At 33.8% G+C, this 21,950-nt stretch carries 20 protein-coding genes; 17 read left to right on the top strand and 3 right to left on the bottom strand.

Translation table 11 applies throughout. The features are described 5' to 3' along the window. Window positions 1-31: 31 nt before the first annotated feature. From MYRA21_RS08550 to MYRA21_RS08560, 3 genes are read left to right on the top strand one after another with little or no spacing between them, the layout of a single operon-like run. Window positions 32-2,659, top strand: a complete 2,628-nt coding sequence (locus MYRA21_RS08550) for a T9SS type B sorting domain-containing protein (protein WP_230493135.1) — start codon at window positions 32-34, stop codon at window positions 2,657-2,659. A gap of 7 nt (window positions 2,660-2,666) precedes the next feature. Next, a complete protein-coding gene (locus MYRA21_RS08555) occupies window positions 2,667-3,671 on the top strand; it encodes a type IX secretion system membrane protein PorP/SprF (RefSeq protein WP_006257333.1) in 1,005 nt (334 codons plus the stop codon). Between the two features lie 49 nt (window positions 3,672-3,720). Further along, window positions 3,721-4,230, top strand: a complete 510-nt coding sequence (locus MYRA21_RS08560; protein ID WP_006257332.1) for a gamma carbonic anhydrase family protein — start codon at window positions 3,721-3,723, stop codon at window positions 4,228-4,230. 178 nt (window positions 4,231-4,408) lie between these two features. On the opposite strand, the gene MYRA21_RS08565 is transcribed toward MYRA21_RS08560, so the two are convergent. Further along, on the bottom strand, window positions 4,409-5,179 hold the full coding sequence (locus MYRA21_RS08565) for an alpha/beta fold hydrolase (protein ID WP_006257331.1): 771 nt from the start codon (window positions 5,177-5,179) through the stop codon (window positions 4,409-4,411). Further along, on the bottom strand, window positions 5,179-5,892 hold the full coding sequence (locus MYRA21_RS08570; RefSeq protein ID WP_006257330.1) for a pyridoxine 5'-phosphate synthase: 714 nt from the start codon (window positions 5,890-5,892) through the stop codon (window positions 5,179-5,181). The genes MYRA21_RS08565 and MYRA21_RS08570 overlap by 1 nt, the downstream gene beginning before the upstream one ends. 94 nt (window positions 5,893-5,986) lie before the next feature. Between MYRA21_RS08570 and MYRA21_RS08575 the strand changes: the two genes are divergently transcribed. From MYRA21_RS08575 to clpX, 14 genes are all read left to right on the top strand, one after another. Beyond that, complete coding sequence (locus MYRA21_RS08575; protein WP_006257329.1) at window positions 5,987-6,655, top strand: CBS domain-containing protein; 669 nt, start codon at window positions 5,987-5,989, stop codon at window positions 6,653-6,655. 1 nt (window position 6,656) lies between these two features. Then, window positions 6,657-7,544, top strand: coding sequence for an NAD kinase (locus tag MYRA21_RS08580; RefSeq protein WP_006257327.1), 888 nt, complete (start codon window positions 6,657-6,659; stop codon window positions 7,542-7,544). A 138-nt stretch (window positions 7,545-7,682) separates the two neighbouring features. Then, the gene (locus MYRA21_RS08585) at window positions 7,683-8,396 is read left to right on the top strand and encodes a DUF6089 family protein (RefSeq protein ID WP_006257325.1); all 714 of its coding nucleotides are present in this window, start codon (window positions 7,683-7,685) and stop codon (window positions 8,394-8,396) included. Continuing rightward, the gene (locus MYRA21_RS08590; RefSeq protein ID WP_006257324.1) at window positions 8,397-9,137 is read left to right on the top strand and encodes an isoprenyl transferase; all 741 of its coding nucleotides are present in this window, start codon (window positions 8,397-8,399) and stop codon (window positions 9,135-9,137) included. It abuts the gene before it with no gap. A gap of 12 nt (window positions 9,138-9,149) precedes the next feature. Continuing rightward, window positions 9,150-11,816, top strand: a complete 2,667-nt coding sequence (locus MYRA21_RS08595) for an outer membrane protein assembly factor (protein ID WP_006257323.1) — start codon at window positions 9,150-9,152, stop codon at window positions 11,814-11,816. A gap of 32 nt (window positions 11,817-11,848) precedes the next feature. Further along, on the top strand, window positions 11,849-13,108 hold the full coding sequence (locus MYRA21_RS08600) for an OmpH family outer membrane protein (RefSeq protein ID WP_006257322.1): 1,260 nt from the start codon (window positions 11,849-11,851) through the stop codon (window positions 13,106-13,108). A 35-nt stretch (window positions 13,109-13,143) separates the two neighbouring features. After that, complete coding sequence (locus tag MYRA21_RS08605; RefSeq protein ID WP_006257321.1) at window positions 13,144-13,659, top strand: OmpH family outer membrane protein; 516 nt, start codon at window positions 13,144-13,146, stop codon at window positions 13,657-13,659. Between the two features lie 69 nt (window positions 13,660-13,728). Continuing rightward, complete coding sequence (gene murI, locus MYRA21_RS08610; RefSeq protein ID WP_006257320.1) at window positions 13,729-14,508, top strand: glutamate racemase; 780 nt, start codon at window positions 13,729-13,731, stop codon at window positions 14,506-14,508. A gap of 321 nt (window positions 14,509-14,829) precedes the next feature. Then, on the top strand, window positions 14,830-16,083 hold the full coding sequence (locus MYRA21_RS08615) for an OmpP1/FadL family transporter (RefSeq protein WP_006257319.1): 1,254 nt from the start codon (window positions 14,830-14,832) through the stop codon (window positions 16,081-16,083). An 18-nt stretch (window positions 16,084-16,101) separates the two neighbouring features. Then, the gene (locus MYRA21_RS08620; RefSeq protein ID WP_006257318.1) at window positions 16,102-17,730 is read left to right on the top strand and encodes a hypothetical protein; all 1,629 of its coding nucleotides are present in this window, start codon (window positions 16,102-16,104) and stop codon (window positions 17,728-17,730) included. 32 nt (window positions 17,731-17,762) lie between these two features. Continuing rightward, the gene (locus tag MYRA21_RS08625; RefSeq protein WP_006257317.1) at window positions 17,763-18,119 is read left to right on the top strand and encodes a phage holin family protein; all 357 of its coding nucleotides are present in this window, start codon (window positions 17,763-17,765) and stop codon (window positions 18,117-18,119) included. Window positions 18,120-18,216: 97 nt separating this feature from the next. After that, the gene (tig, locus tag MYRA21_RS08630; protein ID WP_006257316.1) at window positions 18,217-19,539 is read left to right on the top strand and encodes a trigger factor; all 1,323 of its coding nucleotides are present in this window, start codon (window positions 18,217-18,219) and stop codon (window positions 19,537-19,539) included. A 93-nt stretch (window positions 19,540-19,632) separates the two neighbouring features. Then, window positions 19,633-20,292 carry an ATP-dependent Clp endopeptidase proteolytic subunit ClpP gene (gene clpP, locus MYRA21_RS08635; protein WP_006257315.1) on the top strand — a complete coding sequence of 220 codons (660 nt, stop codon included), beginning with the start codon at window positions 19,633-19,635 and terminating at the stop codon, window positions 20,290-20,292. A 3-nt stretch (window positions 20,293-20,295) separates the two neighbouring features. After that, the gene (gene clpX, locus MYRA21_RS08640; protein WP_006257314.1) at window positions 20,296-21,537 is read left to right on the top strand and encodes an ATP-dependent Clp protease ATP-binding subunit ClpX; all 1,242 of its coding nucleotides are present in this window, start codon (window positions 20,296-20,298) and stop codon (window positions 21,535-21,537) included. 32 nt (window positions 21,538-21,569) lie between these two features. Here clpX and MYRA21_RS08645 read toward each other — a convergent pair whose 3' ends face one another. Then, a complete protein-coding gene (locus MYRA21_RS08645) occupies window positions 21,570-21,908 on the bottom strand; it encodes a hypothetical protein (RefSeq protein WP_006260559.1) in 339 nt (112 codons plus the stop codon). Window positions 21,909-21,950 lie beyond the last annotated feature (42 nt).

Consider the following 21,950-nt stretch of genomic DNA (forward strand, 5'->3'; position numbering starts at 1 on the left):
GTAAGCACTAACAATTTAATATAGCGATAAAATGGGCAAAAGAATGTGGCTTTCATTATTTGTACTTTCAGGAGTTCTGTCAGTAGGAGCTGTAGCTGGAGGTATAAACCCTTTTGAATATCTAGGTAATAGAGAGATAGTTGAGGTATATAATGACCAAGATGAGCCAAAACCTGAGGTGAAAGTTGGGAAACCTCATGATATAGAACAGGCTCTTCCAAAGAATAGCACATCAGGGAATTTTAGAGTATTCTTAGGTGAGGCAATAAAAAACAAAACAACTGGATTAGTTGTAGATGCTGAGGGAAATGCTATTGTTCCTGAAGGATATATCTATAGTTTTCACAATACTCAAGATGAAGCTAATCGCAATACGAATAAAATAATAAGCGAAATTCTTTATGAGGATAAGTTTAATCCTACTACAGCACCATTGACTAGGTTTCTTAGAGTGCAATCTGTAGTAGATGCTACAAAAGTAACGGTTAGCCCATTTTTAATTAAAGTGAAGCCAGAAGAAGGAGCTACATTAAATGATAGAGTTACAGGACGTCCTGATCAGTATCAAAATGCTGATAAAGAAGGTAATGCTACATTTGTTTTGTTAGAGGATAAAAACCAGTTGTACTACGGAAATTCTAATACAGAGCTTTTCAAAGTAGATGGTACTAGTAAAACTAAGCTAACAGATGCTGAGATTAATAAGTTTACTACAAATAAGAACCAATTAATTGAAGCGAAGATCGTTCTTGATGGAGAGACTGCTACACGTCAGTTCACGCTTTTTGTAGAGAAGTTAAAAGTGAGTGGCGTTAACCCAGTATTAGAATCTGTAGAGACAAGAAAAGACGATACAAATAGATATGGTAATTACGACTTGAAAAAGACAATACCTGCTTTATTAGGCACTGGTGAAAATCCAGACTATTATACGATTACTTTTCACAAGACTGCTTATGATGCTCAGAGAAATGAGAATCCAATAGATATCTCTAAACCTTATGAGGGAGCGCATGGGACAGATGCTACTGCACGCATTTCTTATAAGTTGGCTAAATCAGCTAATCCTCTTGTATCAACAAGTCAGAAAGTAGTGTTTAAAGTAATAGATAAACCAATTATTCCTCCTCTTCAGAATGTTTCTTATTGTGATAGTAAGATTGCTTCATACAGTTTGACTATAGATGGTCAAACAAAAGTAATAGCTGATGGGCGTACCATAGCTACAGATGAAGAACAAGCAGCAGAAGGATTTGATCCTAAGGGAAAATATTCTATAGGATATTTTAATTCAGAGGAAGACGCAATCGCGAATACAAATAAAATAGTAGGAGTAGAGATAACAGTGAAGTTAAATGAGACTCGCAAGATATGGGCTCGTTTAACGAATTTAGAAGATAAGAATTTCAATACTGCTTTTTTCTACGCTTCTTTAGGATATGATAATTTAAAGACAGCAGAAGTGTCAACTCAAGTTTTTCATTACTGTCAAGTAGAAAATAATACAGGAGAATCTACTGTGAATTTAAGAAGATATGAGGGGACTGTAATGGGGAAAACTTCTATTACAAATACACCAAACTTAAATCCTACAGATAAAATAACAACTGTATATTATGAAAATGAAAAGGATGCAGAAGCTGATGTAAACCGTATGCCTGAGAGTAAAGTAACGGCTTACCCTATTAAGATGGGAGAAGTAAAAGGACCGATTTATACTAGAGTGATCATGACGGAAGGTTTCGATTGTAAGGCGGATAATTACTCTTCTTTTAAAGTTTCTCTTGGGGTAGAATTAGCTATAGATTATTTCCCTAAAGAAAGCACTCAACAACTTTGTATTAATACAGAGACGAATGAAATAGCTCCTGTCGTATTAAGTGTGGAGAATAAGGATGTAAAAGGTAGACCTATTGTTATAACATGGCAATATGAAGTAAGTCGAGAGAATGGGTGGATAGTGTATAATACAGTACCTGGAAGTGGGAACCAGACTTCGATTAAGATAGATAAATCTGGTAATTATAGAGCAATAGCAAGCTATGCTACTTCTCCTTATCCTGGAGTACAGTCTTGTTCAACAGAGACGATAGTATGGACAGTAAAAGCACCACCAGTAGCGGTAGTGGAAGGAGTAGATGCAACAGGAATGCTGAACAGTATGGAGATTGATGAAAAAGGAGAGACGATGGTGCGCTTAGGTGTATTAGATGGAGGAACAAGTCCTATTACAGATGGTTATGATTTTGCTATTGATAATAGTGCATTCCAACCTTCAAGTCAGTTTTATAATATACCAATAGGAGAACATATTGCTTATGCAAGAAATAGAGTAACAGGATGTTCTACATCAGTTAAATTCTCAGTGTTTGGTTATCCTAAGTATTTTACTCCTAATGGAGATGGATATAATGATACATGGAATATACCAGGTCTAAAAGGACACAATGAGGCTCGTATTTATATCTATGATCGTTCAGGTAGATTATTAAAACAGTTAAGCCCACATACAGAGGGATGGGATGGAACATGGAATGGAAAACCGATGCCGTCTACAGATTATTGGTTCACTGTGGAGTTTGTAAATGATTTTAAAGCTCCGAATGATATGAATGGACGTAAGGTAAGTTATAAAGGACACTTTTCTTTAAAAAGATAATTAAGTTATGAATATAATAAAGAAGCGCTATTTAGCTATAGCATTATTGATTTCTCAAATTGGTTTTGCACAAGAAGGACTAACGGTAAATTCTGAATATTTAGCAGATAACTATTATCTTTTACATCCTGCTATGGCAGGTATTAAGAATAGTACGAATGTTAGATTGACTGTAAGACAACAGTGGAGTGGTGTAGATGATGCTCCTCGTCTTATGACAATGAATGCCAGTACTCGTCTAACCGATCAATCAGCTATCGGAATTATCGGATTCAATGATAAGAATGGTTATCACTCACAGACTGGTTTTAAAGCGACGTATGCTCACCATATTACCTTTAGTGAGTCACGTTATGACTTAAACCAATTGTCATTTGGATTGAGTGCAGGTTTTGCTCAGACGAAGTTAGATGAGAGTGAGTTTGGAGGATTTGATCCTAATGTAGCAGGAGGACTAGAATTAAAAGATTCTTATTTCTCAGTTGATTTTGGTGCAGCTTATCACTATCAGAATTTCTTCTCTATGTTTACAGTGAAGAATGCGGTAACGAGTTCTAGTAAATTATACTCGGATACAGAGAGCAATAACTTTAGAAAATATATTTTAGGTGCAGGGTATGCATTTGGAAATACGAGATATGGAACAGGTTGGATCTATGAGCCATCTATATTAGCTCAGTATACTGAAGAGCGTGAGGATTTTGCACTAGATGTTAATATGAAGGTTTATAGACAGTTTGATTTTGGTAAGATTTGGGCTGGAGCGTCTTTTAGATCTAACTTTAATGGAACAGATTATTTCGAGAATGGGAAGTCTAAAACACAACGTTATCAGTATATCTCTCCAATGCTAGGAGGAAACTATAAGAATGTTAGTTTTGCATACTCTTATACTAAACTAATGGGAGATCTTACTTTCGGTGATGGTGCTTTCCATCAGTTTACAGTAGGGTTTAATATATTTCCTAAACGTACAAGTTTAGAGTGTAATTGTCCAACTGCAAAAGATTAAATAATAAAAAAATCCCGATATTTATCGGGATTTTTTATTGCTATATATTATGATTATAAAAGAAATAAGAGGAAAATATCCTCAAATACCTGAGGACTGCTATGTGGCAGAGAATGCCACTATAGTAGGTGATGTTACATTCGGAGAGAAGTGTAGTGTATGGTTCAATGCTGTCATTCGCGGTGATGTGAATTCTATTACGATAGGCGATAAGGTGAATATACAAGATGGGGCTATTGTCCATTGTACCTACTTAAAGCATCCGACTGTGATCGGTAATAATGTTTCTATAGGGCATAATGCTATGGTGCATGGATGTACAATACATGATAATGTATTAATTGGTATGGGAGCTATTGTAATGGATAATTGTGTTGTACACAGCAATACAATAATTGCTGCTGGCGCTGTTGTCACTCAGAATACGGTAGTAGAGGCAGGTTCTATATATGCTGGTATGCCTGCTAAAAAGGTAAAAGATATAAGTGCGTCAGACTTTGGGGGTGAGGTAGAGCGTATAGCAGATAATTATGTGATGTATTCTAGTTGGTACAAATGATTAATTAAGAATTAAGAATTTGTACAATTATATACAAGTTGTAGGTAATATACATAAAGTCGCGGTAACGAGAACAAGGCGAATGAGAACAAGGCGAATGAGAACTACATTTTACATATAAATAAAGGTCTAATACTGACGAAGTATTAGACCTTTATTATAAGTGATATTTTTTTGTCTATCCTAGAAACTCTTTAACGATATCGAAGAACATTTGAGGGTTCTCTGCATGTAACCAATGTCCTGTATTTGGAATCGTTTTGATGATTGCATTAGGGAAGTGTTCTTGGATAAGTACTTCATCCTTTTCTTGAATGTACTTAGAGTTTCCCCCTCTAATGAATAACGTGTCTCCTGTGTATTCAGCACCTTCTTCTACACCTTCACCTACGACATCTTCATTTTGATTAAAAGCATTCAGATTGAATCTGAAACCTAGTTGTCCTGGTTCTACCCAGTATAAACTTTTTAATAAGAAAAGTCGTGTACCGATTTCGGGAATATGAGAAGCGATGGTTTCTTCTACTTCTTTTCGACTTGGTTTAGTAGAGAAGTCAACAGCGTTAAGCGCTGCTAATATATCCTGATGATGTGGGGCGTAGCTGCGCGGTGAAATATCTGCTACAATTAGTTTTTCTACTTTAGCTGGGTAACGAGTGGCTAACTTCATCGCTACTTTTCCTCCCATAGAGTGTCCTAATATGATAGCATCACATATAGCGTGATAATCCATATAACGAACGATGTCCTCTACCATAAAATCATAAGACCAATCGTCAGAATGAAAACTGCGACCGTGATTTCTAAGATCTAATAGGTGTACTTCGTAACCTACTTCTGCCATTTGTTTACCAAAAGTATTCCAGTTGTCAGACATTCCCATATATCCATGCATAACAATTAAAGGGATACCTTCGCCTTCTATTTTAGAGTATAATATATCTGCCATTATTGTAATTTTCTGATGTACATATTTACTACATTTTCTAATCCTAGGTAAAGAGATTCAGATATTAAGGCATGACCTATAGAAACCTCTAGTAGGTTAGGAATATTGTTTTTAAAGAATTCAATGTTGTCAAGACTTAAATCGTGTCCTGCATTAATTCCTAATCCAAGTTGGTTTGCTAATTCAGCAGCTTGAGTATAAGGTATGATAGCGTTTTCATTTCCTTTTGCATATTCAGCAGCAAAGTTTTCAGTATATAACTCAATGCGGTCAGCACCTACAACTTTAGCACCTTCTACCATTTCTAATACTGGATCTATGAAAATAGAAGTACGAATATTACGTGATTTACACTCTTGAATTACTTCTTGTAAGAATGCTTTGTGTTTAATGGTATCCCATCCAGCATTAGAAGTAAGTGCATCTACAGCATCGGGAACTAATGTTACTTGGGTAGGTTTGCACTCATATACTAAGTTTAAGAAGTTATCCATAGGATTACCTTCTATATTATATTCAGTGTAGACTACGTCTACTAAATCACGTGCATCTTGATAACGAATATGTCTTTCGTCAGGTCTAGGGTGTATAGTTACTCCTTGAGCTCCGAATTTTTGTACATCTTTGGCTACTTGCAATAAATTAGGAACATCTCCTCCTCTTGAGTTTCTTAGAGTAGCAATTTTGTTGATATTAACAGATAGCTTAGTCATAAAATAAAGTTTTAAAGACAAAAATACAAACTATAATTAACGTCTATTGTTTTATTTTTGATTATTTTGCACTTCTAAATAATAACCTTGAATTATGTTATCTCCTGACTTCTTTCTACTCACAGATTATCCTATCTGTAAATTGAATACGCTTATTAAAGATGTACTTCCTTATCTAGAAAAAAGTAATTATTCTCATCTTCCTGTGGTGAATAAAGATGAAATCTGGATTGGCAATATCAATACAGAAGATATTTATACAGCTGATATCGATAGCACTATTCAGGATGTTATGTATGATTTAGATAAGTTCTACCTTTTAGAGTCTTCGAATTTGAATCCTTTTGATTTTTTTGATTTGTTTAGTCAGTGTGATACGAATACTATTCCGCTATTAGACGAAGAAGGTAAAGTAAAAGGAATATATTCTAAAGAATATTTGTTAAATGAATGGAGTAAAACAATGTTTTTTGATGAAAAGGGTACTACTTTTGTCATTGAAAAAGGACATTTAGATTACAGTTTCTCAGAAATAACACAAATAGTAGAAGGTAACAATGCTAAAATGATAGGTCTATTACTATTGTCTAACAATAATCATAATACTCAACTATTAGTTAAAACTAATAGTGTCAATACAAAGGTTATTTTAGATGACTTAAGACGTTATGGTTATGAGATAGTCAGTACACTTTCTGAAGATACGCATATTAATGATCTAAAGGAAAGAACAGAATACCTTAATAAATATCTAAACATATAATATGAAGTTTGCGATTTATGGACAGACTGCCAAACCTATAGTACAAAATATAGTACGTAGGTTATTTAACTTATTTCAAAAATACGAAAACACAGAGGTCGTATTTGAAGAAAAGTTTTACAGTCTATTGAATGAACAAGATATTCTTGATAAAGAATACCAAACGTTTGGAACGAATAATCCATTGACTAGTGAAGTGGATTTTTTTATTAGCGTGGGAGGTGATGGGACAATGCTACGCGCCGCTAATTTTATTAAAAATACGGATATCCCAATTGTGGGAATTAATGCAGGTAGATTAGGATTTTTAGCTAATGTACAACACGATAATTTAGAGGAGCATATTCCTTTGTTGTTTGAAAATAAGTTTAAGAGATCAAAGAGATCCTTGTTGAGCTTAAATTGTTTACCTGAAGAAAATAATGCTTTTGATATTCAGTATGCTTTAAACGAGGTGACTGTATCAAGAAAGAATACAACCTCTATGATTACAGTAGAAACTTATTTAGATGATGAGTTTTTAGCTACTTATTGGGCAGATGGATTGATTATATCTACACCTTCAGGGTCTACTGGTTATTCATTAAGCTGTGGAGGGCCGATAATAGAACCTGAGACGGGATGTTTTGTGTTAACTCCGTTGGCACCGCATAATTTAAATGTGAGACCGTTGGTTATTCGAGATAATTTGACAATTAAGTTAAAAGTTAGTTCAAGAGAGAAGCAGTTCTTAGTGTCATTAGATACAACAACAAAGGCAGTGGATAATGATACTGAGTTAATTATCACTAAAGCTCCTTTTACAGTAGATTTAGTAGAGTTCCCTACTCAAAGTTTTATTAAGACATTGAGAAATAAATTACTGTGGGGAGAGGATAAGAGAAATTAAAAAAGTCAACGAACTATATACTTTTTAAGGGTTTTCTACGTTTAGAACAAAATAGCTTAACCTCATTTGGGCAATCCGTGAGAAAAAAATAGATTTTGAAAGGTCTATATTACTATATTTGTAAATTATTTTAACAGAATGAATAAAATTCTTATATCTCTATTACTGCTACTTACAACAGTTATAGCTAAAGCTCAGATTCACGAATTCGGTGTAGGGCTTGGTGGTTCTAATTATGTAGGAGATATTGGTTCTACTCAATATATAGCACCAAAGGATATGGGGTACAATGTGTTTTATCGTTGGAATAGAAGCCCTCGACATTCTTTTAGAATTAGTTATTCACATCATAAAATAGGGGGTGATGATGCTAAATCTGATATGGGAAGTCGAAAAGAAAGAGGATATAGTTTTACTAATACTGTTCAACAATTATCGGTAGGTATTGAATTTAATTTTTTTGAGTTCGATTTACACCAAGAGAATTTTGGTTTTACACCTTACCTTTTTGTTGGCGTATCAGGTATAAGATATAACGATATTTACTTTAGACCAAGTACACCTGTAGAAGGATTTGAGTCGACAAGTGTAGATTTAGTAAAAGGAGGTAAGAAAAATTCAATGACTATACCTTTTGCGGGTGGGTTAAAATTAAGACTTACGCCTAAGATAAATCTGAATGCTGAAGTAGCTGCACATTATACTTTTACTAATAATTTAGATGGAAGTAGTCCTACAGAAGCAAATAAAAAGTCTTATGGTTTTGGTAAAAACGGAAATGATTGGTTTTTTTACTCAGGTATATCGATAAGTTATACTTTTGGAAATAACCCATGTTATTGTGCAGATTAAATGAATTTGAAAGAACAGATTAACACAGACAACTTACCTAATCACTTAGCCATCATTATGGATGGTAACGGTAGATGGGCAAAACAAAAAGGATTTCTAAGAACGCTAGGCCATGAGAATGGTGTTAAGTCCGTGCGTACTACTATTAGCACATGCGTTACGTTAGGAATTAAGCATTTAACTTTATATGCGTTTTCTACTGAGAATTGGAATCGTCCCAAATTGGAAGTAGATATGTTAATGAAATTATTAGTGAAGTCACTAAAAAAGGAACTCCCTACTTTTACGAAAAATAATATTAAACTTAATGCTATTGGTGATTTATCTTTATTGCCAGAAAAAGTACAAGCTCAATTAAGAGACGTATTGGATCAGACTAAAGACAATACTCAAATGACTTTAACATTAGCGTTGAGCTATGGTTCTAGAGCTGAACTAATAAAAGCTGTAAAAGAAATTTCATTTAAAGTTAAAAATAACTTAATTTCGGAGGCTGATATAGATGAATCAGTTATAAATAATCATCTTTACACGAGTGATCTACCTGATGTTGACCTATTAGTTAGAACAAGTGGAGAGCAACGAATAAGTAACTTTTTGTTATGGCAAATCGCTTATTCTGAGCTTTATTTTACAGAGGTACTCTGGCCGGACTTTACGGAAGAGGAACTTTATAAAGCCCTTCTTACTTATCAGAATAGAGAAAGAAGGTTTGGAAAAACAAGTGAACAAATAAAATAAAAAACGAATCTAATGTTTCAAAAAGGTACATCTCTTTTTGCACTGTTTATTGCTGGTCTAGTATACTCTCATGTGCATGCACAGGACAGTATAAAAGCCCCTTCTTTTGAAGCTCCTAAAATCTATACCTTAGGAGATATAACAGTGACAGGAAAATATAGCTTAAACCCACAAACGATAGTTACTTTTACAGGGCTTTCTAAAGGCCAAAAAATAGCTGTGCCTGGAGAAGAGCTTTCGCATGCTCTTACAAAGTTATGGAAGGTTGGTTCATTTACTGATATTAACTTCTACGAAACATCTGTTGTAAATGACACTATTAATCTAGAACTAACTTTAAATGAGCTGCCTCGTTTAAAAAGTGTAAAGATTAAAGGTTTTAAAAAGGCAAAGTCTGAAGCTCTTATCAAAGAAGCAAAACTGAATAGGGGTAAAATTGTTAATGATAACTTTCTGTCTACTACTAAGTATTTCTTACTAAATAAGTATAAGAAAGATGGTTATTATAATACAAAAGTAACGTTAAATACTATTCCAGCTGACTCGACAGGCCGAACAGTAGAACTATTAGTTGGAATAGATAAGGGGAAGAAAGTTCGTATAGAAGAGATAGCTTTTAGTGGTAATACGCAATTAAGTGATAAGAAATTGAAAAAAGCAATGAAGGAGACTAAGCAACGTAGTCCTTTCAATCCATTGCGCATTTTCAAACCTTCTAAGTTTATCAAAGCTAAATATGAAGAGGATTTAGATAAGCTTGTTAGTAAATATAAAGAGAATGGTTATAGAGATGCTCGTATAATTGCTGATACAACAAGTTATAATCCTGAAACCAATAGAATAAGTATAAATATTGATGTTACTGAGGGGAATAAGTATTACTTCGGTGATATTCGTTTTATTGGTAATACTGTTTATACAAATAGCCAATTAAAACAGGTATTGGGTATCGAAAAAGGAGATGTTTATAACGGAGTCTTACTGGATAAACGTATAGATGATAAGACTGATCCTGATGGGTATTATATATCAAATGTGTATCAGAATAATGGATATTTATTCTCTAACGTAAACCCAGTTGAGGTTAGAACAGCTAATGATACAATCGATTTCGAGGTAAGAATTGTGGAAGGACCTATCGCAAGGTTTAATAATATTACTGTTTCTGGTAATGATAATACACATGACCACGTAGTTCATAGAGATATAAGAACTCGTCCAGGGGAGATATGGAGTAAATCTTTAGTGATGGAAACAATCCGACGATTAGGAGGATTAAATATTTTTGATGCACAAGCTATTATTCCAGATGTGAAAAATGCTGATCCAAACTCTGGAACAGTTGATATCGATTGGCAAGTAACTGAAAAAGGATCAAGCCAGGTTGAGTTACAAGGAGGATACGGTGGTGGAGGATTCATCGGTACATTAGGACTATCATTTAATAACTTCTCGTTGAGAAATATATTTAATAAGAAGTCTTATAAGCCTTTCCCAATGGGAGATGGACAATCTTTATCACTACGTCTACAAGGAAGTACTTACTATCAAACCTATAGTATAAGTTTCTCTGAGCCATGGTTCGGAGGACGTAAGCCTATTAACTTCTTTGGTACAGTAGCATATAGTACACAGAATCTTTATGATTATGTGAATCGTCGTACAGATAGAAGTAGAGGATTTGATATTACAACATTGCAATTTGGTATTGCTAAACAATTAAGTGTGCCAGATGATAACTTTGTATTATCTCATACTTTGAGTTTTCAATATTATAATATGAAAAATTATAATACAGGATTATTTACATTCGGAGATGGAGACTCTCGTAACTTAGCTTATCAGATTGAATTAAGACGTGATAATCGTGGTAATGACCCGATTTTCCCAACGTTTGGTTCATTCTTTAGTGTTAGTGGTAAGTTTACTGCTCCATATTCGTTGTTTAACAATGTGGATTATAAAAATCTTGGTGATCAACAAGAATATAAATTAAGAGCAAAAGCAGGAGCGATAGATCCAGTAACTGGAGCGACTATCCCTGTAGGAACTTATTTAGATTCTAGCTATAGACCAGTTAATAATTGGGAAGATGCTACAGCAGATGTGGCTAAAGTAGACCAAAAGAAATTTAATTGGTTAGAATACTATAAATTAAAATTCAAAGGAGATTGGTATACAACTATCTATGATAAATTAGTAGTTCGTGCACTAGGAGAATTTGGATATATGGGAGCTTATAACAATAATAGAGGAGTAGTTCCGTTTGAAAGATTCTATGTAGGTGGTGACGGACTAGCAAATTATTCATTAGATGGTCGTGAGGTAATTCAGTTAAGAGGATACCAAAATCAGACATTAACTCCATATAATGATAGAGGAGAACAAATCGGAGGTACTATTTATAATAAATTTTCGTTAGAATTACGTTACCCTATTACATTAAAGCCAAGTGCATCAGTTTATGTGTTGACTTTCGCAGAAGCAGGGAACTCATTTGCATCGTTTAAAGACTATAGTCCGTTTGAATTAAAACGTTCTGCTGGTTTTGGTGTTCGTGTGTTCATGCCAATGTTCGGATTGTTAGGTATTGACTTTGGATACGGATTCGATTCTGTACCAGGTACTACTCAGAAGAGTGGATTCCAAACACACTTTATTCTTGGGCAATCGTTTTAATGTACTAGTTACATCATAAAACTTGATTTAGAATGAAAACGTATTTAACTTTATTATTTAGTATTTTTGGATTAGTATCGGTAGTGGCTCAAGGTGGTAGTGCTCGTGTAGCCTACATTGATATGGAGTATATCTTAAGTCAGACACCTGAGTATCTACAGGCTACTACCCAGTTAGATGAAAGAGCGAATACGTGGAAAGGTGATGTTGATAAAAAGAAGGCTGAAATCAAAAAGCTAAAAGATAACTTAGCTGCTGAGCGAATTCTTCTAACTAGAGATTTGATAGAAGAGAAAGAAGAAGAGATATCAATATTAGAGGAAGAACTTTTTCAATATCAACAAAAAAGATTTGGAACGTCAGGTGATTTGATAACACAGAAAATCATGTTGGCTAAGCCAATACAAGATCAAGTTTTTGCTGTAGTGGAAGATATTGCTGAAGCTCGTAAATTTGATTACGTTTTAGATAAAAATTCTGAAGCTACTATGGTGATTGCTACAAAAAAACACGATATTAGCGACTTAGTTTTACGTAGACTAGCTACTGCCCGTAGAAAGCAAGGTATGACTAAATCAGAAGCACAAGCTGTCGAAGAAGAAGAACAGAAAGAGGATGCAATGTCTCTAAGGCAGAGTAGACGTGAAGAGCAACAGAGACGTAAAGAAGAAGCTGAACGTATCATGCGAATTGAAGAGAAGAAGAGAAAAGAAGAGCTAGCAAACGATGTTAACTATCAGAAAGAGCAAGAACTTAAGAGAAGAAAAGAGGAACAAATCAAACAGCAGATAGAGAAGCAAGAGAAGCTGAAACAAGAAAAAGCGGATAAGATCGAAGCTCAGAAGAAGTTGATTCAAGAGCGTCAACAGCAAGCAGAGGATAAACGTCTTCAAAATGAGAAGAACAGAGAGCAGGTAACTCAAGAGCGTCTAAAAATGATGGAGGAGCAACAAGCTGAGTCAGATAGACGTAAAGCAGAAAGAGATAGACTGATACAAGAGGAGTTAGAGAGAAGAAAACAACAAGCTTTAGATCAACAGTCGAAAAAATCTTCTGTGGATATCGAGAAATTACAAGAAGAACGTAGAATAGCTCAAGAAAAAAGAGAAGCAGAGCAAAAGCGTAAGCAGGAAGAGGCGTTGAAAAGGAGACAAGAGTTAATAGATGAGTCTCTACGTAAGCAAGAAGAGCGAAGACAGCGTATCTTAAAGGAACAAGAGGACCGAAAGTTATTAATCTTGCAAAAGCAAGAAGAAGCGAGAAAGAAAGCTGAAGAAGCTAATAAAAAGTAGAATAACAATAAAATATAAATCAAAAATCGAGAAAGATGAGAAAAATGAAATCTTTATTAATTGCAGCTACAATGTTTTTCGGAGTTAGTACTACAGCGGTAATGGCTCAATCTAAAGTAGCACATATCGACGTAAGAGCTTTAATGACAGAATTACCAGCGATGAAAAATGCTAATGCTGAATTAAAGAAAATAGGTGAGGGATACGAGAAAGAAATTTCTACAATGATGTCTACTTACCAAACTAAGATTCAACAATACCAAGCAGAAGCTGCTACTGCAGGAGATGCTAAAAATGAAGAAAGAGCTAAAGAAATCGATGAATTACAACAAAGAATTCAACAATTCCAAACAACAGCTCAACAAGATTACGGTAAGAAAGAATTAGAGTTAACTCAACCTATCGTAGAAAAAGCTTTGGCAGCTATTCAGAAAGTAGGAAAATCTAAAGGATTTGACTATGTATTAGATTCTTCTAATGGTTCTGGAGTTTTATTAGCTGGAGGTGCAGACCTTTTAGCTGATGTAAAAAAAGAATTAGGAGCTAATTAATTTTAGTTTAACTAGATAATCATAATCAAAACCGCTCTTGTTAAAGAGTGGTTTTTTTTATATTTGTATATGACTAAGAACAACCCTATAGGTTTATTTGACTCTGGAATAGGAGGAACAACTATCTGGCAAGAGATTAATCTCTTAATGCCAAACGAAGACACCATCTTTATAGGTGATCAGCTTTATGCTCCTTATGGAATCAAAACAAAACAAGAAATAATAGATTTATCTCTTAAAAATGTTGAGTATTTAGTCTCTCTGAATTGTAAGATTGTAGTAGTAGCATGTAATACGGCAACGACCAATGCAATAAGCGAGATGAGAGCTAGATGTCATATTCCTATTATAGGAATTGAGCCTGCTATAAAACCAGCTACTATCTTAACGAAGACTTCTAAAATAGGTATATTGGCCACTAAAGGAACAATTACAAGCGACTTCTTTACTTCTAAGGTTAAGATGTATCCTGATATAGAGATCATTGAGCAAATAGGTTATAATCTAGTTAATTTGATAGAAAATGGAGGAATTCATTCTCAAGAGATGAAGGATTTACTTCGTTCTTATTTAGAACCAATGGTAGAGAAAGGAATAGATACTCTAGTTTTAGGTTGTACACATTATCCTTATCTAATTCCTATTATAGAAACTATTATTCCTAAAGAAATAAAGATTATAGATTCTGGTAAAGCAGTTGCTAAACAAACGAAAAAAATACTTGAAGAATTAGACTTACTTACAACACGAGAAAGTAAAGGAACTAATTACTTTTTTAGTAATACAGATACCTCTATTCTTAAAACATTTGTTCCTAGTAATGGGATAGTGGAATATAGAAGTTTTTAGTCTATGTAGATTAAGAAATATTGTAAAAAGAGATATACCGAGTGTATATCTCTTTTTTATTGACTGTTTTTGTTGTTAGATAATCAGTGGTTTAATAAAAATGCAAGATGTTGTTGATTTTTAAATATATGTGCTGTTAATGTATGCATGCATAATTCTTTTAATTTGTTAATTGTATTGTATTAAAATGAGTTTATTTGAGTTATATTTTAATAATAATTAAAAAGTAAAAATATGAATGTTAAAAATAGGCTTAAATATTTGTAAAACTAATAGAACTGTATATATTTGAGATAAACGAATTATAAATAACAGTTAATTATGATAAGAAAAATATTATCACTGTCTCTACTTACTTTGATATCGACTTCAGCCTTTGCTGGAGGATATAGAGTTGCAATGCAAGGAAATAAACAACTTGCAATGGGACATACGGGAGTAGCAGTCATAAGTAGTGGTGCGGAATCTTTATTCTTTAACCCTGCTGCATCTGTTTATTTGGAAGATAAGTTTAATTTTTCAGGAGGTGTTAGCGTTTTAGTCGCTGATACTAAATTTCAGAATAAAACTTATGGATGGGAGAATGAAACTCGTAATCCAGGAACACCATTCTACGCATACGGTACTTATAAGGCTACTGATTGGATGACAGTTGGTCTAGCTATCTATTCGCCATATGGTAGTAAAGTGGAATGGGATAAAGATTGGCAAGGTTCACACTTAGTTAATAATATTGATTTAAAAGCAATCTATTTTCAACCAACGGTAGCTATTAAAGTTAGTAAACACTTCAGTTTTGGTGGAGGACCTATTTTCGTAAATGGTGGAGTGACATTTAATAAAAACTTGTCTCGTAGCATGACTGATGAGCAAGGGAATAGAACGAATGTAACAGTAGAAGCTAAGAACGTTACTGCTTGGGGATGGACAGCTGGATATATGGTGAATGTAGATGATCATCTAAGATTAGGATTAAACTATCGTTCTAAAATTGTCATGGATGAAAAGAGTGGTAAGTCAAAATTCTATGATGTACCAGGATATGGTCAAGGATTGTTTAAAAACGGTAAAATTAAAGCAGAAATGCCTTTGCCAGCAGAATTGGCAGTAGGAGCGTCTTATACTTGGAATAAGTGGTTATTTGCTTTTGATTATAATAGAACATTCTGGAATGCCTATAAAGCATTAGAGATAGAATTTGTGGATAACCCTACAATTGGAACATCTGTAAATCCACGTAACTATAAAGATTCAAGTACATATCGTTTAGGATTACAGTATACAATGAATGATCAGTTAACACTTAGAGCTGGTTGGTATTATGACGAAAGTCCTGTACAAGAGGGATACTTTGCTCCAGAAACACCACGTAATGATTCTCGTGCTTATACAGGAGGATTTAGTTATAAGTTTAAGAATGGTATAGCAATCGATATGTCATTGACTTATTTACACTTTAGTGATACAAATAGTTCTTATGATTATTTTATGGAAGATGGTCAGAATGTGTCTTTTGGAGGAACTTATAAGTCTTCTGTGATTAGTGGAGGCCTTGGTGTGAGCTATAGTTTTTAATTTAATTAAAAAGAAATCATGAAAAAAAGATATTTATTATTATTACCTGCCATTGCTTTATTAGCATCATGTGAGCCTTCTATCAAAGATGAAATAGATGGAGGAACATATTATGCAGGAGAAGCTGACTTTAGTTCGTATGTAGCTGTTGGAAACTCTCTTACTGCTGGATTTATGGACGGTACTGTTTTCAAATCAGGACAGAAGAACTCATTTCCAAATATATTAGCAACCCAATTTAAAATAGTAGGTGGTGGCGAGTTTACTCAACCATTATTTGAAGATGATATGAATGATGTCGGAGGTTTATTATTTGCAGGGCAAGAGAATCCGGGCTTTCCAACAAGAATGATTGTTAATATGATGCCTGGAGCAGATGGACAAGCTATAGGGCCTCAGAATATTGATAGAGCAGTAACTATAGAAGCAACTAAGCAACAGAAAAAAGCATATCACAATGCTGGTGTACCTGGTGCTAAGACTTTCCATTTAATAGCGCCTGGTTATGGTAATCCATCAGGGTTATTAACTACTCCTGCTACCGCTAACCCATACTTTGTACGTACGGCTACAGCTGATAATGCGACAGTATTAGGTGATGCGATGAGCCTAAAACCGACATTCTTTACGAACTGGATTGGAGCTAATGATGTATTAGCATATGCTACTTCAGGAGGAGAAGGTGTGGATCAAAATAAAGCAGGGGGAACTAATCCTGCTATGTATGGTTCAAATGATATTACTCATGCAGGAGTGTTTAAGCAAGTATACGAGCAAATTACAAATACACTAACTTCTGAAGGTGCAAAAGGTATAGTAGCTACTATTCCTGATGTGACCGCTATTCCATTTTTCACTACAGTACCTTATAATCCATTATCTCCTAAACTTATCGGTGAAGGGAATATAGATCAACTAAATAGTCTAATAGGATTATTAAAGCAAATTTTAGCAAAAGGAGGTCAAGGGGATAGACTTCAGTTGATATCTAAAACTTCAGCTAACCCACTTTTGATTCAAGATAAAACTTTGGCAGATATGTCTGCTTTATTAGAAGGAGGGGTAACACAAGTAGTAGGGGCAGGTTTGTTTCCTGTAAAATTAACACCTGAGCAAATCAAGTTTATCGCGATGTCTTATGGACAAGCTAGACATGCTACTGCAAAAGACTTAATGCTGTTAACAAGTAAGGCACAGATTGGAGCTTCATTACCTCAATCAACGGGAAATCCTACAATGGATGCTATGCTGAAAAAAGGAGTTAGTTTCCCTATCAGTGATTCTTTTGTACTTAACCCTACAGAACAAGCAAATATCAAAGAAGCTACAGTTCAATTTAATAGTATTATTAAAGCAACAGCTACTAGTAAAGGATTAGCTGTAGCTGATATGAATGATATCTTAAATAAAGCAGTTTCTGGACTTAGAGTAGAAGATGGTCAAATCTATACAGCTAATTATTTCCAAGGAATGGGGAATTTAAATACGGTTATGTTTTCATTAGATGGAGTACATTTAAATGGAAGAGGATATGCATTTATAGCTTCAGAGATTTTAAGATCTATTAATAAACATTATAAGGCTAGTATACCATTAGTTAATCCTGCTGTATACCCTGGGCCAACATTAATGGTTGGTAATAAGTAAAATTCTTTTTAATTTTAAACAAAAAATTAAATATGGGATTTATCATTAGATTATTAATTACTACTGGTTTAGTTGTTTTATTAGCAAATATTTTACCAGGAGTTTTTGTAGAGAGTTTTACTACTGGACTATGGGTGGCAGTAGCGCTAGGGATATTAAATATGTTTTTAAGACCTATTTTAGTGTTTATGACATTACCTGCGACTATTGTTACTATGGGATTGTTCTTACTTGTAATTAACGCAGTTATCATACAGTTAGCAGCCTATTTTGTCAATGGATTTACGGTAAGTGGATTTTGGACTGCATTACTATTTAGTGTTGTCTTGACATTTTGTCAATCTGTAGTAAATGGGTTTTTACAAAAAGATGAGCCTAGAAGAGGATAAAAAAATTAATAGTTGAAATACAATTACTTAAAAAGTTGTTTGGGTTGTAAAAATAATATATTTTTGCAACCCAATTTTATATGTAAATACATCAAAAATGAATATTACAAGAAATAATGTAGATGCTCTTAATGCAATCGTAACTATTGAGCTTGCAAAAGAAGATTACCAAGGTAATGTAGATAACGTTTTATCTAACTACAAAAAGAACGCAAACGTTCCTGGATTTAGAAAAGGTGCAGTTCCAATGAGTTTAATCGTAAAACAATATGGTAAAGCTGTATTGTTCGAAGAAGTAAACAAAATTTTGCAAGAAAAATTAAGTAACTATCTTGTAGAAGAAAAATTAGATATTTTAGGAAATCCATTACCAGTAGCTAATGATATTAACTGGGATGCAGATGTATTAAAATTTGATTTTGAATTAGGATTAGCTCCTGAGTTTTCTTTAGACTTAGAAGGTAAAAATAAAATCAAGAAGTTCAAAGTTGTAGCTGATGATGCTATGCTTGACGAGCAAGTTGAGTTTATTCAAAAACAATACGGAAAAATGATCTCTAAAGAGGTAGTAGAAGAAACATCAGAAATGGTAGGTACTTTCGCTAACGAAGAAGAGGGAATCAATAATGAAGTTAAGATTGCTGTAAGCGATATCAGAACTAAAACAAACCAAAAGAAATTTATTGGTAAAAAAGTAGGTGACCAAGTTACTGTAAGTACTAAAGGTTTATTCGAAGATGACCATAAATTAATGGAAGTTTTAGCTGTTGATCATGATAAAGTTCACGGATTAGAAATTGATGTAGTATTTACTATCAACGAAATCAATGAAACAGAGAAAGCCGAATTAAACCAAGAGTTATTCGATAAATTGTTTGGAGAAGGAGTTGTTACTTCTGTTGAGCAATTAAAAGAAAAAATCAAAGAAGATGCTGAAAAGCAATTTGCTAGTCAAGCAGATCAAAAATTCTTAAACGATGTTTACGAACATTTATTAGAGAATACTTCATTTGAATTACCAGCTGCTTTCTTAACTAAATGGTTAATGGATGCAGGTGAGACTCCAATGACTGCTGAAGAAGCTGCTGCTGAGTACACAAAATCAGAAAAAGGTTTACGTTACCAATTAGTAGAAGGAAAAGTAATGTCTCAATATGACTTACAATTAAACTTCGAAGAAATTAAAGAATATACTACTAAGTTGATTAAAGATCAAATGGCTCAGTTTGGACAAATGGATCCTGAAGCTAAAGTAGTTGAAGATATTGTTGCTAGAGTAATGACTAACCAAGATGAAGTTAGACGTATTTCTGAGCAAGTAATGAATGAAAAAGTATTAGCTTTATTTAACGATAAAGTAAAAGCTGAAGTAAAAGAAGTATCTTACAAAGATTTCGTTAAGGAAATGTACGGAGAATAATATCCGGAAAAAAATAAGTATATTTGAGCGTCTTTCTGTTAAAGAGAGGCGCTTATTTTTTTATATAGTATTTAAAATAAATTGAAGAAGAATATGGATTTTGGTAAAGAGTTTCAAAAATTTGCTACAAAGCACCAAGGAATAAATAGTATGTACTACGATAAAATCGTTAGTAGTATGACTCCTTACATTATAGAAGAAAGACAGATGAACGTTGCTTCTATGGATGTGTTCTCACGTTTAATGATGGATAGAATCATCTTTATGGGAACAGCTATTGATGATTATGTAGCGAATATTATACAGGCGCAGTTATTATTCTTAGAAAGTGTAGATAACGAGAAAGACATTAGTATCTATGTGAACTCTCCTGGAGGAGGTGTTTATGCTGGATTAGGTATCTATGATACAATGCAGTTAATCAAACCTGATGTAGCAACGATTTGTACAGGTATGGCAGCATCAATGGGAGCTGTGTTATTATGTGCTGGAGCTGCAGGAAAACGTTCTGCATTACCACATTCACGAGTGATGATTCACCAACCATTAGGAGGAGCACAAGGACAAGCTTCTGATATCGAAATTACAGCTCGTGAGATATTAAAATTAAAAGATGAATTATACGAAATCATCTCTAAGCACTCTGGACAATCTATGGAGAAAGTACATCATGATAGTGATCGTGACTACTGGATGATTGCACAAGAGGCTAAAGAATATGGAATGATTGATGAGGTTTTAATTAGAAAATAATTTATGGCTAAAGAAGAAATGTCATGTTCATTCTGTGGGCGTGCTAAATCTGATACAAATATTCTAATTGCTGGTATAGATGCTCATATTTGTGACCGTTGTGTAGAGCAAGCTTATGGTATAGTATTAGAAGAACAACAGTCAAAACATTTAAGTGATTTGTCAAGTGATTTATTACTTAAGAAACCAATGGAAATAAGAGCGTTCTTAGATGAGTATGTCATAGGACAAGATCAAACTAAGAAAGTAATGTCTGTAGCTGTTTATAATCACTATAAACGTCTTCTACAAGAAATGAATGGCGATGATCAAGATATCGAAATCGAAAAGAGTAATATCTTGATGGTGGGACAGACAGGTACAGGTAAAACATTAGTAGCAAAAACAATTGCTAGAATGTTGAACGTACCATTAGCTATTGTAGATGCGACAGTATTAACAGAGGCTGGTTATGTAGGAGAAGACGTAGAAGGTATTCTTACTAAACTTTTACAAGCTGCAGATTACGATGTAGAAAAAGCAGAACGTGGTATCATCTTTATAGATGAGATAGATAAAATCGCGCGTAAGAGTGATAACCCATCTATAACACGTGATGTATCAGGAGAAGGAGTTCAGCAGGCTTTATTAAAGCTTCTAGAAGGAAGTATAGTAAATGTACCACCTAAAGGAGGAAGAAAGCATCCAGATCAGAAGTTTATTGAAGTAAACACAAAGAATATTCTTTTCGTAGCAGGAGGAGCTTTTGACGGAATTGAAAGACTTATTTCTAAACGATTAAATATGCAAGCTGTAGGATATAAGTCTACAGTAGAAGGAGATCAAGTAGATCGTACTAACCTAATGCAGTATATTATTCCAAAGGATATTAAGGACTATGGATTAATCCCTGAGATTATTGGAAGGTTGCCTGTATTAACGCATATGGATCCATTAGATAAGACGACATTGCGTGCAATTCTTACGGAACCTAAAAATGCTCTAATAAAACAATATGAAAAGCTATTCGAAATGGATGGTATTAAGTTCTCTATTACTGATGAGGCATTAGATTATATTGTGGATAAAGCACTAGAGTATAAGTTAGGTGCTAGAGGATTGAGATCGTTATGTGAAGCTATTCTAACAGACGCTATGTACGAGTTACCTAGCCAAGATGGAGTAAAAGAGTTAAATGTAGATAAAGACTACACGGCTCAGGCATTAAATAAAAACTTATTGCAACGATTAGAAGTTGCATCATAATAAAAAAGCAGGAAAGATCTTCCTGCTTTTTTTTATTGAGTAAATTGTTTTCTCAATTTCATATATTTCTTAAGTTGGTTGGATGTTATTCTGTTCTGATTAATTAATAGATTTAATTTATTATCTAATACATTAATATCTAACATGAGATCAGAGTATCTTTTTAAGGCCTCTTTATTACCATATAGCGCTTTCGGGTATATTTCTGAGTAGATAGAAGCATGTTGACTGTAAATAGTCAATATAGAGTCTATTTCTACTTGGTAAGCTTTATCTTCTTCTGTAGGCTCCATTACTGTATATCGCCCTTCATTACAACCAGAAAAAAGAAGAAAGAAAGAGATAACTAATAGATAAACATATTTTTGCATAATACAGCATGATTTATGGAAGGTAAAAGTACTGGCTAAAAA

Origin of the sequence: Myroides sp. A21 (genome assembly GCF_000807225.1) — a bacterium.
Lineage (GTDB): Bacteria > Bacteroidota > Bacteroidia > Flavobacteriales > Flavobacteriaceae > Flavobacterium > Flavobacterium odoratimimum.

Coding starts and splice junctions, on each gene's coding strand:
- MYRA21_RS08565 (WP_006257331.1), bottom strand. CDS start 5,179: ATGGCAGATATATTATACTCTAAAATAGAAGGCGAAGGTATCCCTTTA.
- MYRA21_RS08580 (WP_006257327.1), top strand. CDS start 6,657: ATGAAGTTTGCGATTTATGGACAGACTGCCAAACCTATAGTACAAAAT.
- clpX (WP_006257314.1), top strand. CDS start 20,296: ATGGCTAAAGAAGAAATGTCATGTTCATTCTGTGGGCGTGCTAAATCT.
- MYRA21_RS08555 (WP_006257333.1), top strand. CDS start 2,667: ATGAATATAATAAAGAAGCGCTATTTAGCTATAGCATTATTGATTTCT.
- MYRA21_RS08570 (WP_006257330.1), bottom strand. CDS start 5,892: ATGACTAAGCTATCTGTTAATATCAACAAAATTGCTACTCTAAGAAAC.
- murI (WP_006257320.1), top strand. CDS start 13,729: ATGACTAAGAACAACCCTATAGGTTTATTTGACTCTGGAATAGGAGGA.
- MYRA21_RS08585 (WP_006257325.1), top strand. CDS start 7,683: ATGAATAAAATTCTTATATCTCTATTACTGCTACTTACAACAGTTATA.
- MYRA21_RS08605 (WP_006257321.1), top strand. CDS start 13,144: ATGAGAAAAATGAAATCTTTATTAATTGCAGCTACAATGTTTTTCGGA.
- MYRA21_RS08550 (WP_230493135.1), top strand. CDS start 32: ATGGGCAAAAGAATGTGGCTTTCATTATTTGTACTTTCAGGAGTTCTG.
- MYRA21_RS08615 (WP_006257319.1), top strand. CDS start 14,830: ATGATAAGAAAAATATTATCACTGTCTCTACTTACTTTGATATCGACT.
- MYRA21_RS08620 (WP_006257318.1), top strand. CDS start 16,102: ATGAAAAAAAGATATTTATTATTATTACCTGCCATTGCTTTATTAGCA.
- MYRA21_RS08590 (WP_006257324.1), top strand. CDS start 8,397: ATGAATTTGAAAGAACAGATTAACACAGACAACTTACCTAATCACTTA.
- MYRA21_RS08595 (WP_006257323.1), top strand. CDS start 9,150: ATGTTTCAAAAAGGTACATCTCTTTTTGCACTGTTTATTGCTGGTCTA.
- MYRA21_RS08560 (WP_006257332.1), top strand. CDS start 3,721: ATGATTATAAAAGAAATAAGAGGAAAATATCCTCAAATACCTGAGGAC.
- tig (WP_006257316.1), top strand. CDS start 18,217: ATGAATATTACAAGAAATAATGTAGATGCTCTTAATGCAATCGTAACT.
- MYRA21_RS08625 (WP_006257317.1), top strand. CDS start 17,763: ATGGGATTTATCATTAGATTATTAATTACTACTGGTTTAGTTGTTTTA.
- MYRA21_RS08645 (WP_006260559.1), bottom strand. CDS start 21,908: ATGCAAAAATATGTTTATCTATTAGTTATCTCTTTCTTTCTTCTTTTT.
- MYRA21_RS08575 (WP_006257329.1), top strand. CDS start 5,987: ATGTTATCTCCTGACTTCTTTCTACTCACAGATTATCCTATCTGTAAA.
- clpP (WP_006257315.1), top strand. CDS start 19,633: ATGGATTTTGGTAAAGAGTTTCAAAAATTTGCTACAAAGCACCAAGGA.
- MYRA21_RS08600 (WP_006257322.1), top strand. CDS start 11,849: ATGAAAACGTATTTAACTTTATTATTTAGTATTTTTGGATTAGTATCG.